This window comes from Deltaproteobacteria bacterium, from assembly GCA_019308905.1.
GTDB lineage: Bacteria > Desulfobacterota > BSN033 > WVXP01 > WVXP01 > JAFDHF01.
In genome coordinates this window covers 39274-54677 of the sequence record JAFDHF010000018.1, presented here as the reverse complement: position 1 = coordinate 54677, position 15404 = coordinate 39274, and the positions used below count along the sequence as shown (strand labels likewise).

General features: G+C 56.0%; 15 protein-coding genes. 5 read left to right on the top strand and 10 right to left on the bottom strand.

From position 1 onward, the window contains the following. Positions 1–39 precede the first annotated feature (39 nt). The 10 genes from JRJ26_08195 to dnaA all read right to left on the bottom strand — a co-directional run bounded on the left by JRJ26_08195 (position 40) and on the right by dnaA (position 11617). The gene (locus JRJ26_08195; protein MBW2057461.1) at positions 40–525 is read right to left on the bottom strand and encodes a phosphatidylglycerophosphatase A; all 486 of its coding nucleotides are present in this window, start codon (positions 523–525) and stop codon (positions 40–42) included. 66 nt (positions 526–591) lie between these two features. After that, positions 592–1278 (bottom strand): hypothetical protein, encoded by a 687-nt coding sequence (locus JRJ26_08190; GenBank protein MBW2057460.1) that lies wholly within the window; start codon positions 1276–1278, stop codon positions 592–594. Positions 1279–1337: 59 nt separating this feature from the next. Next, the gene (murA, locus tag JRJ26_08185) at positions 1338–2597 is read right to left on the bottom strand and encodes a UDP-N-acetylglucosamine 1-carboxyvinyltransferase (GenBank protein ID MBW2057459.1); all 1260 of its coding nucleotides are present in this window, start codon (positions 2595–2597) and stop codon (positions 1338–1340) included. 77 nt (positions 2598–2674) lie between these two features. Continuing rightward, positions 2675–3550, bottom strand: coding sequence for a peptide chain release factor N(5)-glutamine methyltransferase (gene prmC, locus JRJ26_08180; protein MBW2057458.1), 876 nt, complete (start codon positions 3548–3550; stop codon positions 2675–2677). Positions 3551–3552: 2 nt separating this feature from the next. Next, on the bottom strand, positions 3553–4623 hold the full coding sequence (gene prfA / locus JRJ26_08175) for a peptide chain release factor 1 (protein ID MBW2057457.1): 1071 nt from the start codon (positions 4621–4623) through the stop codon (positions 3553–3555). Positions 4624–4886: 263 nt separating this feature from the next. Next, positions 4887–5102: a 50S ribosomal protein L31 gene (rpmE, locus tag JRJ26_08170; protein ID MBW2057456.1), complete on the bottom strand. Its 216-nt coding sequence runs from the start codon at positions 5100–5102 to the stop codon at positions 4887–4889. Positions 5103–5227: 125 nt separating this feature from the next. After that, entirely contained in the window at positions 5228–6478 is a 1251-nt protein-coding gene (gene rho / locus JRJ26_08165) for a transcription termination factor Rho (GenBank protein ID MBW2057455.1), read from the bottom strand. Between the two features lie 55 nt (positions 6479–6533). Next, positions 6534–8915 (bottom strand): DNA topoisomerase (ATP-hydrolyzing) subunit B, encoded by a 2382-nt coding sequence (gyrB, locus tag JRJ26_08160; protein ID MBW2057454.1) that lies wholly within the window; start codon positions 8913–8915, stop codon positions 6534–6536. 15 nt (positions 8916–8930) lie between these two features. Beyond that, positions 8931–10064, bottom strand: coding sequence for a DNA polymerase III subunit beta (gene dnaN / locus JRJ26_08155; protein MBW2057453.1), 1134 nt, complete (start codon positions 10062–10064; stop codon positions 8931–8933). A 215-nt stretch (positions 10065–10279) separates the two neighbouring features. Continuing rightward, positions 10280–11617, bottom strand: coding sequence for a chromosomal replication initiator protein DnaA (dnaA, locus tag JRJ26_08150; protein ID MBW2057452.1), 1338 nt, complete (start codon positions 11615–11617; stop codon positions 10280–10282). Between the two features lie 664 nt (positions 11618–12281). On the opposite strand from dnaA, the gene rpmH reads away from it, so the two are divergent. Genes rpmH through JRJ26_08125 form a run of 5 tightly spaced genes read left to right on the top strand, consistent with a single transcriptional unit; the run spans position 12282 to position 15388 of the window. Next, positions 12282–12416, top strand: a complete 135-nt coding sequence (rpmH, locus tag JRJ26_08145; protein ID MBW2057451.1) for a 50S ribosomal protein L34 — start codon at positions 12282–12284, stop codon at positions 12414–12416. Positions 12417–12432: 16 nt separating this feature from the next. Continuing rightward, positions 12433–12762: a ribonuclease P protein component gene (rnpA, locus tag JRJ26_08140; GenBank protein ID MBW2057450.1), complete on the top strand. Its 330-nt coding sequence runs from the start codon at positions 12433–12435 to the stop codon at positions 12760–12762. 37 nt (positions 12763–12799) lie between these two features. After that, positions 12800–13009: a membrane protein insertion efficiency factor YidD gene (gene yidD / locus JRJ26_08135; GenBank protein ID MBW2057449.1), complete on the top strand. Its 210-nt coding sequence runs from the start codon at positions 12800–12802 to the stop codon at positions 13007–13009. 33 nt (positions 13010–13042) lie between these two features. Beyond that, a complete protein-coding gene (gene yidC, locus JRJ26_08130) occupies positions 13043–14746 on the top strand; it encodes a membrane protein insertase YidC (protein MBW2057448.1) in 1704 nt (567 codons plus the stop codon). A 12-nt stretch (positions 14747–14758) separates the two neighbouring features. Continuing rightward, positions 14759–15388: a KH domain-containing protein gene (locus JRJ26_08125; GenBank protein ID MBW2057447.1), complete on the top strand. Its 630-nt coding sequence runs from the start codon at positions 14759–14761 to the stop codon at positions 15386–15388. Positions 15389–15404: the final 16 nt, after the last annotated feature.

Here is a 15404-nt window from a genome sequence, read left to right as displayed (position 1 = left end):
CCCGGGGTGAAGGGGCGGACTCCTCTCCGCCATGAACATTCACGGAAGCAGAGGAGGTCTGTTCCCCCAAAAGAGGAACAAACCGTGAAGCACACCGGCGCTATAGATCCCTGCCATCACGTCGTCGGCCACCACCCCGCAGCCGTACTCGAGCTTCTCGAGCCTCCTGATGGGAAAGGGTTTTGTAACGTCCAGCAAGCGGAAGAGGAGGAAGCCCGAAGCCACGTAGAAAGGCAGAGGAGGAATGAAGCCCATGGTCACCAGGAAGCCGCCGATCTCGTCTATGACGATACGACCGCTGTCCTTTTCTCCGAACACAACCTCCCCGGCCCCTGAGATCCAGGCAGCCGCAAACAGAAAGGCCAACACGGTGATTCCATACGAAAGGGGCGACAGCCTGGAGAGCACAAGAAAAAGAGGCACGGCCAGGAGGGTTCCGGCCGTGCCTGGTGCAACGGGGCAAAACCCCACGTAGAGGCCGGTAGAGAGGATCACGACCGCATGGCGGAACCATGAGCTCTTCAGACGATCGGCCCTCCACCCGTGCAATCCTCTTTTGAAACCTTCTGCCAATTCGGTCGATCCCAGGTTCTACCGATTCACTCCGACCCTGCCCAGACCCGGGAAGGTCAGTAGAACGCGGTTTATGCCGTCCGAGGCGAGCTCCCTTGCAGTGAGCCACCTGCCGCCGCGGCGCACAAAGGAGAAAAAATCGAGGGCATCCTCTGAAAGGGGCTTCTGGGTTTCATCGAACCTCCCCCGCCACAACGACTCCCCATTCTCACCCCTGACCAGCAGCGCCACAAAGGCCACCGAAGCCGGCTGTCGAGCCCCCCAGGCGTTACCGACTCTTTCCCTGTAGCGGAATACCTCTCCCATCAGTACACTGTCCGCCTTGACCTCCCGGGCGAGCCGCCGGGCAAAGGCCAGGGGGTTTTCCTGGAACCTCGTAGCAAAGGAGGGCGCCTCTGCTATGATCTCCTGGGAAACCAAGCTGTAACCGTGCGCGATCAATCTCTGGCGGAACAGAGTCGTCACGGTCTCCGGGCCTTGGGCAGCAACATCCCCTGCCGCGACATATCCGGTAAATCCCCCGTAGCGAAGCAGTTCCCTCTCAGCATCAGCCCCGGATGCGTGAAAAGGGACTACGGCTATGACCCCCGGATCCGTATCGGACGGAACAAGGGATTGGCTTTCCCGCACCGCCGACCCCGCACATCCCACCAGAACAACGCCCGCCATGGCCATCTCCAACAACGAGCCCATCCTCTTGCCCATCGCCGCGGCCCCTCTCCTTTGCGAAAAGCCCGGGGGAGTCTCTCTCCACCCGATCCTTCCTAGTGTTCCTGGACCCTCTTGATCCTGGCTCCCAGCCTTAGGAGCTTCTTCTCCAGATCCTCGTACCCGCGGTCCAAATGGTATACCCTGGAGACCTTCGTCACCCCTTCGGCAGCCAAACCTGCAAGTACCAGGGAAGCGCTTGCCCGCAGATCGGTCGCCATGACCTCGGCTCCGCTTAACCGTTTCACGCCCGTCACGATCGCACTGTTTGAATTGACCTTGATGTCCGCACCCATCCGTCTGAGCTCGCTGACATGGATGAAACGATTCTCGAAAACCGTCTCGCAGATCACGCTGAGGCCCCGGGCCAGACACATGAGGACCATTGTTTGAGCCTGCATGTCCGTGGGAAAACCAGGATAGGGCAGGGTCTTCACATCTACGCTCCTGATCCGGCGTGTCCCCACGACCCGTACGGCCTCCCCATCCTGGTAGATCTCAAGGCCCGCCTCTCCCAACTTCCTGACAACCGCCTCCAGGTGAGGCATCGGGCAGTTGAGGAGTGAGAGGTTCCCCTGGGTCAGACCGGCCGCCACCATGAAGGTACCTGCCTCGATCCTGTCAGCCATGATCGTATGATCCGTCCCTTCGAGGCCTTCCACACCATCGATACGAAGGGTGCTTGTCCCTGCACCCGAGATTCTGGCACCCATCTTGTTCAGAACCCTTGCAAGTTCGGCCACCTCCGGCTCCTGAGCCGCGTTTTCTATGACCGTTGTCCCCTCTGCCAGGGCAGCGGCCATCATGAGATTCTCGGTCCCCGTAACGGTCGGAACATCGAGGCAGAGATGGCCGCCCTTGAGCCGCTCCGCTTCAGCGGATATGTACCCGTGGTCGAGTCTGATCTTGGCCCCGAGCACCTCCAGACCCCGGAGATGGAGGTTCACAGGCCGGGCTCCTATGGCACACCCCCCCGGCAATGAAACGACCGCTCTTCCCATTCTCGCAACAAGCGGGCCAAGTACGAGAATGGACGCCCGCATGGTCTTCACAAGCTCGTAAGGCGCTTCATGTCCCGAAAGAGCCGAGCTGTCGATGCGCACCGATCCATCTGGATTATTCTCGATCTGTACCCCAAGATTACGGAGCACCCTCTGGATTGTAACTACGTCTCTCAGGTGAGGAACATTGTGATAGACGGTCGGACTGTGACAGAGAATGGCCGCAGCGAACAGTGGGAGGGCCGCGTTTTTCGATCCGCTGATCTTCACATCCCCGATGAGCCGGTTTCCACCCTCGATAATGATCTTCTCCACCACCGGCCTCCGGCTTTACTTAGTCATCTCAAGGACGTCTCCCGGACTGTCAAGGGAGATCCAACCACAACCATCTTCTATCTCTTCTGGGCGACCAATGCCCGGCTTCTCCCAGCATAGTCCCGAATTATCCTCACCCGTTTCGTCCACGAAGCCTTCTCGGCCGACTCAAGGATCTTCGGCCCCTGACCCGCGCCAATCTCGACTATCAGCCACCCCCCGCTCTTAAGTCTTGAAGGAACTTGGCTGAGGAGCTCCCGGTGGAATTCGAGACCGTCCGGGCCCCCGTCCAGGGCATGCCTCGGCTCAAAGTCCCGGATCTCAGGTTGAAGGCTCTCGATCTCTTCGTGACTGACATATGGGGGGTTGGAGACGATCTGATCGAAGATTCCAGCCGTCGACTTCATGAAAGAGAGACCGTCCCCCTGAACAAAACATATCCTGCCGGAAACACCCTGGGCAAGTGCGTTTTCCCTGGCCAGAGCAAGGGCTTCCCACGACAGATCCGTAGCAACGATCCGGCCCGAGGAGATCGACTTTGCCAGGGAGACGGCAATCGCCCCGCATCCGGTTCCCAAGTCGAGGACAAGTGGATCGGTCCATCCCTCCAAACCGATGATCCTCAGGGCCTCCTCCACCAGGACCTCCGTCTCCGGGCGAGGGATGAGCACAGAGGGATCGACCCTGAAAGGGATCGACCAGAACTCCTTGTAACCGGTGATGTAAGGCAGCGGCTCGCCTCGGGTCCTCCTCTTGATCAATTCACGAAAACGTTCCAACTCGCTCGGCGAGAGAACCATGTCATGGTGGAGATAGAGACCGACACGGTCGAGGCCCAAAGCATGGGAGAGAAGCAGCTCGCTCTCCAACCGAGGACTCGGAATCGCCCTTGCCCGCAGGTATCCCTGGGTCCACTCGATGACCTTCAGCACGGTCCAGCGTTCTTTCGTCAATCTCAACTTCCCATGTGTGCCTTCAGGGATTCGGCTTGAAAATAGGCCACCAGAGCATCGATGATCTCCTGAATATCGCCCTCCAGAATCTCGTTGAGTCTGTAGACAGTCATCCCAATCCTGTGGTCGGTCACACGATTCTGAGGGTAATTGTAGGTCCGGATCCTCTCACTCCGATCACCCGTTCCGACCATGGACCGCCGCTTTTCGGAGATCTCCATCTGCTGTTCTCTCCGCTCGAGATCCAGGAGTTTGGACCGCAATACCTTCAGCGCCTTGGCCCGGTTCTTGTGCTGGGATTTTTCGTCCTGGCAGGTCACTGTCAAACCGGTAGGAAGATGAGTGATTCTGACCGCAGAATCCGTCGTGTTGACGCTCTGTCCCCCTGGGCCGGAGGAGCGATAGAAGTCGATTCGCAGGTCTGCCGGATCGATCTCGACCTCCACCTCTTCGGCCTCGGGAAGAACCGCGACGGTGACTGCAGAGGTATGGAGCCTGCCCTGCGACTCGGTGCTCGGAACCCGCTGGACTCGATGGACTCCGCTCTCGTATTTGAGCTGACTGTATGCGCCCCTCCCCTCGATAAGAGCGATTATCTCCTTCAGCCCCCCCACACCTGTCTCGCTCTGGCTCACAATGTCTATCTTCCACTTCCGCAGCTCGCTGTACCTGGCATACATCCGGAAGAGATCCGCCGCAAAAAGAGAGGCCTCCTCGCCGCCTGTGCCTGCACGAATCTCCAGGAAGATGTTCTTGTCGTCGTTGGGGTCCTTCGGCAACAGCGAGATCTTCAGGTCCCGCTCGACAAGGGCCATCTTCTCCTCAAGCTCGGCAATCTCATCCCTCGCAAGGCGCCGCATCTCCTCGTCAGGCTCTTTCAATAGATTCCTGTTCTCCTCGAGTTCACGAGCGATTCGCTTGTACTCACGATAGTAGCCCACGGTCTTTTCCAGCTCAGAAAATTCCCTTGCAAGCTTCTGATACTCCTCCTGCCTCTGTACAATCTCCTGCTTACCGAGGAGCCTGGTGAGCTCCTCGTACCTCTTCTCAATCTCGTCGAGCCTGGGAAACATATCTTCCCTCAGTAAGGACCGTTCCGGGGAAAACACGGACCCGCCTGTCAGGCGGATTCGCAAATTCACTGCCCCGGATGCAGACCGTTCCCGCGACGTCTCGAGGGCAGGGACCAACCGCCGCAGACCATCCGTCCCTTGGCAAACAACGTCGGGGTCCGGGGCCGCGTTTCCGGGTCGAGAGGCTGGCATCCCCGGAGCAGAGCATTGATCTCTTTATGGCCAACCAGAAACGGCTTAAGGGTACACGTCAGGGAGGCGGGCTAGGGTTCCTTGTCTTTGACCTTTGCATACTTCCGCTTGAACTTCTCGATTCTTCCTGCGGTATCGAGGAATTTCTGCTTCCCCGTAAAGAAGGGATGACACTTGGAGCAGATTTCAACCCGCATATTCTCCTTGGTGTCGACGGTCTCGTATGTAGCGCCACAGGCACAGGTGATGGTCGTCTTGTAAAGCTTAGGATGAATCCCCTTTTTCACGGTCTCTTTCTCCGACGAACAGATTGAAGAATAACAATACCCGCATCTTCCGCCTTTTGCAAGATGCCCGGCCTTTCCCACCTCTGCGGCACCCAGACCGGAAGGCCTGCCCCGCTCGAGCACCCTTACTGGTTCATAGAGTCGAGAAACGCCCGGTTGTTCGGCGTGTTGCGCATCTTGTCGAGAAGGAACTCCATGCTCTCCACGGTGTTCATGGGCTGGAGAACCTTCCTGAGAAGCCAGATTCTGTTGAGTGTCTGCTGGTCAAGGAGGAGCTCCTCCTTTCTCGTTCCGGATCTCTGGATATCGATAGAGGGAAAGACCCTTCTGTCCACGAGCCTCCGGTCGAGGTTGATCTCCAGGTTACCGGTTCCCTTGAACTCCTCGAAGATGACCTCGTCCATCCGGCTTCCCGTGTCGATCAGAGCCGTGGCGATGATGGTGAGACTTCCCCCCTCTTCTATGTTTCTGGCAGCACCGAAGAAGCGCTTGGGCCGGTGCAGGGCGTTGGAATCGACGCCGCCGGAAAGGACCTTCCCGCTCGGAGGAACCACCGCGTTGTATGCCCTGGCCAGACGGGTGATACTGTCGAGGAGAATAACCACATCCATCTTGTTCTCCACGAGACGCTTGGCCTTCTCGATCACCATTTCCGCGACCTGAATGTGTCGCTGCGCGGGCTCATCGAAAGTCGAACTGATCACCTCGGCCCGGACAGACCGTTCCATGTCTGTCACCTCTTCGGGTCTTTCGTCGATTAGCAGCACTATGAGGGTTATTTCAGGGTGATTGGTCGTGATGCTGTTGGCGATGTTCTGAAGGAGCATGGTCTTGCCCGTTCGCGGTGGGGCCACGATAAGACCGCGCTGGCCCTTTCCGATCGGGGTGAGGAGATCCATAACACGGGCTGAGTAGTTCTCAGGATCGTCCGTCTCCAGCCTTATTTTCTCCTCAGGATAGAAGGGGGTTAGATTGTCGAAGAGGATCTTGTCACGGGCGCTGTCCGGATCTTCGTAGTTGACGGACTCGACCTTGAGCATGGCAAAGTATCTCTCCGTGTCCTTTGGAGGTCGAATCTGCCCCGAAACCGTATCCCCCGTCTTCAGATTGAACCTTCGAATCTGAGAAGGAGAGATATAGATGTCGTCCGGACCCGGCAGATAGTTGTAGTCCGGAGCCCTCAGGAAACCAAACCCATCGGGAAGAATCTCCAGTACCCCTTCGCCATAGATCAGCCCGTTTTTGTCCTGCTGGGCTTGGAGTATCGAGAAGATCAACTCCTGTTTCCTGAGGCTGCTCGCCCCCTCGACGTTGAGTTCCTTGGCAATGCTGTCGAGTTCTGCAATTCCTTTCTGTTTCAACTCCTTAAGGTTCATGACTTCTCCTATTAACCTCATGCTTTGTTCGGGTTTGCAGGGATAAACTCCCCGTTCATATATCGAGTTGCCCTACATTCAAGGCGTTTTCCTCGATGAACCTCCGCCTGGAGTCCACCTGATCCCCCATCAGGATCGTGAAGATGTCGTCGGCTTCCACGGCATCCTCAATCCTGACTCGGAGCAGGACCCGCGTCTGTGGGTTCATCGTGGTCTCCCAGAGCTGGTCGGGATTCATTTCTCCCAGGCCCTTGTAGCGCTGGACGGATATACCCTCCTTGCCGATCTGCTCTATGAGCGAGACGAGTTCCTCGGTTGTTTCCACTCGGAGATCCGCTGCTCCATCTACCAGGTAGGGAGGCGTGTCAAAACCACTGATTTCGGCATAGGCAGAACGGAGACCCCTGAAAGGTGCCGAGGAAACCAGTTCCCAGTTGAGGCGGCTCCTGAAGGCCTCTCCGTCCCTCCAGACCTCCAGTTCATAGAGGTTGTGTTCCTCATCCTTCAAGACCTCGGAGGTCTCAAATCCCTCCTGGATCAAGCGGCTCCGGATCTCCAGAAGGCCCTTCTCGTCTTCAAAGAACCGCCGGGTCCTGACAGGGCTTTCCAGGAGCAGGTCGAGGAGCCTACCGGAATAGCCCCGATCGAGGATCCTCTTCCTGTAAAACCTGTATTGGAGAAATCGATCGAGAATCACCTTGAGCTGCTTGCCGGCGAACTCCTTCCCGGTTCTCTCCACTCTGACCTTGATCTTGGAGGTCGCCCTTTCCAGGAGGAATCGACTCATCTCATCCTCGCCCCGGAGGTACCGGTCTTTCTTGCCCTCCCTCACCCTGAAAAGGGGAGGCTGGGCGATGTACAGGTAGCCCCGTTCTACCATCTCGGGCATCTGCCTGTAGAAGAAGGTGAGGAGCAACGTCCGTATATGAGACCCGTCAACGTCGGCATCGGTCATGATGATTACACGATGGTAGCGGAGTTTGGAAACGTCATAGTCCTCCTTTCCGATTCCACCACCGAGGGCCGCGATGATCGTCTTGATCTCCTCATTGGATAGCATCTTGTCGAAACGTGCCTTCTCGACGTTCAGGATCTTCCCCTTCAACGGCAGAATCGCCTGGAATACCCGATCCCTTCCCTGTTTGGCAGACCCCCCTGCGGAGTCCCCCTCGACTATGTAGAGTTCACTGTGGGCAGGGTCTCTCTCCTGGCAGTCGGCTAGCTTACCGGGAAGCGCGTCATTCTCGAGGATTCCCTTCCGGCGGGTGAGTTCCCTGGCTTTTCTTGCCGCTTCGCGGGCCCTCGCCGCCTCCACAACCTTTGCTATGATTTTCCGGGCCGTCTTCGGATTCTCTTCGAGAAACGCCGAGAGCTTCTCGTTCACCAACCCCTCGACGACCCCTTTGACCTCGCTGTTGCCGAGCTTGGTCTTGGTCTGCCCCTCGAACTGGGGTTCAGGCACTTTCACGCTCACCACCGCAACGAGCCCCTCGCGCACGTCTTCTCCGGTAAGGTTCTCCTTCAGGCCCTTGAACAGGTTGTTGTTCATCGCATAGGAGTTTATGGTCCTGGTTAAGGCCGCCTTGAAACCAGCCAAATGCGTCCCGCCTTCTGTCGTGTTGATGCTGTTAGCATAGGAGAAGAGGTTCTCCGAATAGCCGTCGTTGTATTGAAAGGCTACCTCCGCGTGGATGCCGTTCCTCCCGCCTTCGAAGTATATCGGTTTGGCATGGATAGAGTTCTTGTTCTTGCTGAGGTACTCGATAAAAGAGACGATCCCCCCCTGGTAGAGGAACTCGTGTTTCTTCTCGGTTCTCTCGTCGTAAATGGAGATAAAGACTCCTCTGTGCAAGAAGGAAAGTTCCCTGAGCCGTTGAGCAAGGAGATCAAAGCTGAAGACCGTGGAATCGAATATCTCCCTGTCGGGCTTGAAACGGACAACCGTACCGGTCTCCGTGGTCCTGCCTACCACCTTGAGAGGTGTAACGGCTTTGCCACGGCTGTAGGTCTGTGTATAGACCTTCTTGTCACGCCGTATTTCCAACTCCACGAATTCAGAGAGGGCATTGACCACGGATAGGCCGACTCCATGGAGACCCCCGGAGACCTTGTAGGTCCGGTTGTCGAACTTCCCGCCCGAATGGAGCTTGGTCATGACGACCTCTATGGCCGGGCGTCCTTCCCTCTTGTGGATATCCACGGGAATGCCCCGGCCATTGTCCTTGACCGTAACCGTGTCATCGATATGAATGGTAACCTCGATTCGGTCGCAATAGCCCGCAAGAGCCTCGTCGATGCTGTTATCCACGAGTTCGTGGACGAGGTGGTGGAGTCCCTCCGGCCCGGTGTTTCCTATATACATGGCCGGTCTCTTCCGCACAGCAATCAGTCCGTCGAGGACCCTAATCTGATCCGCCGTATACAATCGATCCTTCATCAGTCCCCTTCTCTATCAGAGCTTCATGGGCATAACGAGACAGAGGAGACCCTCCCGGCCGACGGGTCGAAGAACGCCTGCTGTTGAGTTGTCTCTGAGTTCAAAGAGAACCTCCTCGGTACCCATAACACCGAGGGCGTCGAGAAGGTATCGCCCGTTAAAGCCGACGGCGAGTTCATCGCCGTCGTATTCGATATCGATCTCCTCTTTAGCGTCTCCGAAATCCTGGCTGAACGATGAGACCGAGATCATTGCCTTTCCGATTTCGAATACGAGTCCTTCCCCCTTTTCACTTGCCATCGTGGATACCCGTTTGAGACACGCGGTAAAGGCCTCTGTCGGAAGGTTGATTCTCTTGTCGTTGTCCTTTGGGATGACCGATTCGTAGTCCGGGAATTGTCCCTCGATAAGACGAGTGAAGACAAGGGCTTCATCCCTCTTGGCCACGAGGTTGTTCTGGGAAAGGGCCAGGTACATGACACCGTCCTGTCCGTCGTCTTTACGGGTCCCGTCTCCCATGAGCCTTCTGATTTCGAGGAGGCCTTTCCTGGGGATTATGACGCCGGTTTCCAGGTTGGGAAACTCGAGGCCGGGCTTATCGATCAGGGAGAGGCGGTGGCCGTCGGTAGCGACCATGCGGATGATCGGTCCGCTTTCGAGGCGAAAGCCCTTGAGAAAGACCCCGTTGAGATTGTAGCGTGATTCCTCTGTAGAGGCCGCGAAGACGGTTGCCTCTATCATCTCCCTGAGGTCCCGGGTAGGAAAGGGGTGGAAGTCTTCCTCCCTGAAGTCGGGCAAGGGGGGAAATTCGTCCGGATTCATGCCTGCGATATTGAAGACCGATTTCTGACAGGTCAGGGTTACCCAGTCGTTTTCCTTGGTCAGGAGGGTGATGGGGGACTCGGGAAGCTCGCGGACGATCTCGAAGAGTTTCCTTGCTGAGAGGGAGGCTTGGCCATCGGTTGTAACCGAGGCTGGAAGGCGAGCCTGTATCGCGGTCTCGAGGTCCGTAGCCGTTAGGGTAAGGGTCTGGTTTTCGGCGTGGAGCAGGGCGTTGGAGAGAATGGGCATGGTTGTACGCCTCTCGACTACGGTCTGGAGCATGGTGAGGCCGCGGAGAAAGTCCCTCTTTTCAATCTTGCATTCCATCGTGGTCTCCTAAGTACTACGTTATGGTATTAGTAAATCATAGATTTAGTAGAACAAAGTAAAGGCGGTTCAAATGTTCAAAGTTTACACAATCCCTTGGAAATCAAGGGAGTTTAGTAGTATGGTGAATCGTGGAAAACATGCAGTAAGCCGTCGAAGACCTGTAAGTTCCGAAAGTTCTCACAATGGATGAACAAGTCTGTCCCCAGGGATATTCACTGGTTTCTCACCAAGCGGGTGAGTTTTTCGAGGGTCTCCTTGAAAGTTGGATCTTCCGCGGATTTGCCCTCGATCTTCCTGATCGCGTGTAGGACCGTTGTATGGTCCTTTCCGCCGAACTCCTCGCCGATCTCCTGAAGAGAATGATCGGTAAGTTTTCGGCACAGGTACATGGCTATCTGTCTGGGAAGAACGAAGCTCTTGTTCTTTTTCTTGGTCTTGAGGTCAGCAAAACGGATATTGAAGAAGGAAGCGACGTTCTTCTGTATGACCTCCATCGGAATGGCTTCGTTGTTTTCCTTGACTATGTTCCTCAGAACCTCCCTGGCCATTTCGAGCGTTATCTCGGTGTTGGTGAGCGACGCAAAGGCACCGATCCGTATCAGGGAACCTTCCAGTATGCGGATGTTGGAATCGATGTTGGTAGCCAGAAAAAAGGCGACGTCGTTGGGAAGATTGATGTTCTCTGCGGCTGCCTTTTTCTTGAGAATGGCGACCTTGGTCTCGACATCGGGGGCCTGGATGTCTGCTATGAGCCCCCATTCGAATCTGGAACTGAGGCGCTCCTCGAAATTCGGGATGTCCCTGGGGAACTGGTCGCTGGTTACGACTATCTGTTTTCTACTCTCATAAAGGGAATTGAAGATATGGAAGAATTCGGCTTGTGTTCTCTCCTTTCCGGCAATGAACTGGATGTCGTCGATGAGGAGGATGTCCATCCTCCTGAAGCGCGTCCTGAACTCCTCCATCCTCTCGTACCTAATGGCATTGATGAGTTCGTTCGTGAAGTCCTCGGAAGAGAGGTAGCAGAGAGAAGTGGGATAGGCGAGGATGTTCTTTTCGAGGACATGGTTCCCGATGGCATGGAGGAGGTGAGTCTTGCCGAGGCCGACTCCGCCGTAAATGAAGAGGGGATTGTAGTTCTTGCCGGGAAGATTGGCCACGGCAAGGCAGGCGGCGTTGGCGAACTGGTTACTGGGTCCGACGACAAAGGTGTCGAACGTGTACTTCGGGCTGAAGGGAGACCTGTAAGGAGCGGACGATGGAGCGGGTGAAGGAACGAGGGTTTCCTGCCGGGACAGGCTCGGTCTCCTATGGGAGTCGAAGCTCAGCGAGACCGTGAACTGCTCTTGAGTCTGCTCGAAAAGCAAGGTCTCGATCAGGGAGAGGTAGTTGTCGTGAATCCAGTCCCTGAAGAAACGGTTCGGCACCTCGATTTCGAGCTGGTTGTGGTGAACCGCGAGGGGTTTTATCGGCTTTATCCAGGTCTCGAAGCTCTGGGGCGTGATTTTCTGCTTGAGAGAGAGGAGAACCTTTTGCCAAAGTTCGTTCATGGATTCTGCCCGGAAGAAGAACGGTTCCAGGAAATTCTATTTCAGTGGGACCAGGGAAAGTTAAGACCCCTAAGCTTTATGAAGGTTTCCCCATGACTCGGTCTATGAACAGAGAATTCCACATCTGTGGATAAAATGGAGACTGTGGGGAATAATGACCGACTAAAGGATTTCCCTATCTGAAGTGAGCCGGCAAATACCGATCTGGTAAGGCCACAATATAGTATAGCAATGGGAGAGCGAAAATTCAAGCTGTTTTTTTGGGGGATGAGTCGGAGGATTTTTCCAGGCATATCTAGGAGGATGTGCTGACTTCTAAGGGGACCTTCGGATTTTGAAGGGGAATGCTCTCCTTGGTCTGGTCCTTGGGTGAGGGGGTGAGCCTGTCGAAGGTGGCTGGCGGGGTTTGGGTAGGTCCGGGGGGTCGGGAGGGGGAAGAGGCCGGCGGAGTTGGATTGAACCCAGGGGGCGCGAAGTGGTAGGATAGGATGGTCTGTGAAGGATTGACGGCTGTCTTCGCCTGGATTGGCAGGCCGGGGGGGGCGGTCTGATGGCAGCGATGGGAGGATCGGGGGAAAGGGAGAGATTCGGCGTGGCTGGACTTGACAAGGGCGTGGATTTATGGTGTTTATTTAGTTTTTGGTTGACCGAGAGGTGAATAGCGATGAAGAGGACCTTTCAGCCTAGCAACATAAAGAGAAGAAGAACCCATGGTTTCATGGCCAGGATGAGCACTAAGGGCGGAAGGAGAGTTTTGAAAAGGAGAAGGGCCAAGGGGCGGAAGAGGCTGACCGTTTAGGTGGTGTTTGGCCGAGTTGAAGAGATATGGCTTTCCGAAGCGTTTTCGGCTTCTCACGAGGCGTGATTTTCTCCTCAGGGGCCGGAATGTGCGGAGAGTGCGGACAGGGCGTTTCACGGTGGTCTGGTGCGAGGGCCGTGAGGAGCGGTCGAGAATCGGTATCGTGGTGAGCAAGAAGGTCGGAGATGCTGTGACGAGAAACAGAATCAAGAGGCTCATCAGGGAATTCTTCCGGCTCAACCGGTGGCGGATGGGTAAGCCCAAGGATATCGTCGTGATTGCGAGGCCGGGGATTCGGGTGGGCAAGTACTGGGACATCGAGAGAGAGCTGGGAGGCGTGCTGTAGGGGCTGCACAGTGGGTTGTGCCGTTCTGAATACCGGTATGGTTGCGAAGCTTCTTGTCGGGATAATTAGGGTTTACCAGATCTTTATCTCTCCTCTTTTCGGACCTACCTGTCGGTTCGAACCGTCGTGTTCGAGCTATGCCATTGGGGCTCTGAGGAAGTTCGGGGTGGCAAAGGGACTTTGGCTGGCACTGAAGAGGCTTCTGAAGTGTCACCCCTTTCATCCTGGGGGTTATGATCCCATCTGAGAGTGAAGTGAGCGCAAGGCCAGAGGCAGATTTATGGACAAGCGGGCAATAATCGCCATTATTCTATCCATGATCGTGATCCTGATCTGGCAAGTAGTGTTTATGCCTCCTCCCAAGAAGAAGCCGGTCGTGGAGGAGAAGGGGTTTCAGGGAGCAAGGGTAGAGGAAGCCGAAGGAGCGCGGACTGGCGGGGAGATCCTGGAATATTCCGGGGGGGGAGAAGTAAGGGTTCAGGATGTGGTGGTGGAGACCCCTCTTTACAGGGCGGTTTTTACGACGGCGGGCGGGAGGCTTAAGAGCTGGAGGCTCAAGAAGTACATGGATAGCGTTGAGACCGTTGTTCTGTGGAGGAGAAAGCCGGTGAGACCCCCGGAACCGGTTGAGATGGTCTCGATGAGGAGCCTGAAGGACCTGCCGCTCGAGGTCGGGGTGGAGCTGGGTGGAAGGAGTATCAAACAGCCGGTCTTTGATGTGAATGCCTCTTCGATCTCGCTTGCGAGTGGGGAGGACGGATCGATTGTCTTCCTTGGGAAGACCGGGGAGGGGTTGGAGATTCTGAAGCGGTATAGGTTCTATGGCGGCCAGTACAGGGTCGACCTGGATGTGGAGATAATCAACAGGGGTGGGACGCCCGTTGAACCGGGGGTAAGGCTCATCTGGCGGGGAGTGGTGAAAGGGGGTGGCCGGTATACTTTTGCGGGTCCATCGGTTCTTGCCGGGAAGTCTGTGGACAGGCTGAGCGTTCGGGAGATCAAGAAGGGTAAGGTCTTTTCCGGGGATGTAAAGTGGATGGCTGCGGAGAACACCTCTCCCCCTCCGGGTCGGCCTTCTGAGGGGAACTACTTTGTCTCGCTGATAGTGCCCCGTGAGAGGAAAGGTATAGAGGTTTCGGTTCATGAGATAGAGGCCCCGGGCAGCCAGGGGGTGGGATTCGAGAGTACTCTGACTTTCCAGAATCGGGAGGTGGAGCCGGGAAAGGATCGCAGGTACGGTTTTCTCTTGTATCTTGGGCCCAAGTTGCCGGAACTCTTGAGGGATCTTGATGTTGAGGCGGAAAAGGTGATCAACTTCGGAAAGTACCTTGGGGGGATCGAGAAGGTCCTGCTGCGGATTCTAGGGTGGACCCACAGGGTGACGGGGAATTACGGGGTAGATATCGTTATCCTGAGCATTCTCCTGAAGGTGATCTTCTGGCCTCTGAGCAGAAAGAGCTACAGGTCGATGCAGGAAATGCAGAAGATCCAGCCGGAGATGAAGATGCTCCAGGAGAAGTACAAGGGCGACAAGCAGCGGCTGAACCAGGAGATGATGGCTCTTTACAAGAGACGGAAGGTGAACCCGGTAGGGGGGTGCCTGCCTATGCTGGTGCAGTTTCCCTTCCTGATCGCTTTGTACAAGGCTCTTCCGCTGTTCTTCAATCTGCGGCATGCTCCTTTTGTTCTGTGGATTCGTGATCTGGCGGCGGCTGACAGTTTTTTTGTGGACGAGTTGCCTCTCCCGCTGCTGGGACACACACCGGTAGGGCCGCTGCCGCTGCTCATGGGGGTTTCCATGGTGATACAACAGAGGATGACTCCGACGGGTGGAGATCCTCGACAGGCGAAGATGATGATGATCATGCCGATCATGTTCATATTTATCTTTCTCAGCTTTCCGTCCGGGTTGGTGTTATACTGGTTTGTGCAGAATGTTCTCTCTATCGGTGAGCAGTACTATACGAGGAAGAAGGGGAGGTAAGGAGAGAGGGAGATGGAAGGGCACGAGAAGGAACGGGACGAGAGTCGTGAAGAGAGGCCGGAACGGACCGGGGAGAGGCTCGATGCGTATCCTGTGAGGTCACTGGGAGAGAGGGCCGATGTGGAGGGTGGGAGGATTCTGGAGGAGTTTGAAAAGAAGCGGCAGGAGGGGAGAACCGAGTACATCCGGTGCATTCTTGAGGGGATAGTTTTTCGTATGGGAATCGATGCCGAAGTCGTGGGGGCGGAGACAGGGGAGGAGATCCGCCTCTATGTGAAGGGGAACAATACAGGGGTGTTGATCGGCAAGCACGGCAGGACGCTCGACGCTGTTCAATACCTGCTGACCAAGATCTACCAGCGCCGGTTCGGTGAGGGGAGGAGGATCGTCCTCGATGCGGAGGAATACAGAAAACGGCGGGCTGAGGCTCTGGAAAACCTCGCGTTCCGGCTTGGTGAAAAGGTGAAGAGGAAGAGGAGGCCTATGGTGGCAGGGGTCTTCAACCCCCGGGATCGGAGGATTATTCATATGGCCCTTAGGGAGGATGAGCTTTTGGAGACGGAAAGCAGGGGGGACGGGTATTACAAGAAACTCCTCATTCGTCCGAGGAGGGAAGGTCTGGAGAGGGATAGGGGAGATTGAGGTCTGTTACACTGTG

What these genes read in the sequence shown, in the direction of transcription:
- JRJ26_08190 (MBW2057460.1), bottom strand. Translation starts at nt 1,278, where the DNA reads ATGGGCAAGAGGATGGGCTCGTTGTTGGAGATGGCCATGGCGGGCGTT.
- prfA (MBW2057457.1), bottom strand. Translation starts at nt 4,623, where the DNA reads ATGTTTCCCAGGCTCGACGAGATTGAGAAGAGGTACGAGGAGCTCACC.
- rho (MBW2057455.1), bottom strand. Translation starts at nt 6,478, where the DNA reads ATGAACCTTAAGGAGTTGAAACAGAAAGGAATTGCAGAACTCGACAGC.
- gyrB (MBW2057454.1), bottom strand. Translation starts at nt 8,915, where the DNA reads ATGAAGGATCGATTGTATACGGCGGATCAGATTAGGGTCCTCGACGGA.
- dnaN (MBW2057453.1), bottom strand. Translation starts at nt 10,064, where the DNA reads ATGGAATGCAAGATTGAAAAGAGGGACTTTCTCCGCGGCCTCACCATG.
- dnaA (MBW2057452.1), bottom strand. Translation starts at nt 11,617, where the DNA reads ATGAACGAACTTTGGCAAAAGGTTCTCCTCTCTCTCAAGCAGAAAATC.
- rpmH (MBW2057451.1), top strand. Translation starts at nt 12,282, where the DNA reads ATGAAGAGGACCTTTCAGCCTAGCAACATAAAGAGAAGAAGAACCCAT.
- yidD (MBW2057449.1), top strand. Translation starts at nt 12,800, where the DNA reads ATGGTTGCGAAGCTTCTTGTCGGGATAATTAGGGTTTACCAGATCTTT.
- yidC (MBW2057448.1), top strand. Translation starts at nt 13,043, where the DNA reads ATGGACAAGCGGGCAATAATCGCCATTATTCTATCCATGATCGTGATC.
- JRJ26_08125 (MBW2057447.1), top strand. Translation starts at nt 14,759, where the DNA reads ATGGAAGGGCACGAGAAGGAACGGGACGAGAGTCGTGAAGAGAGGCCG.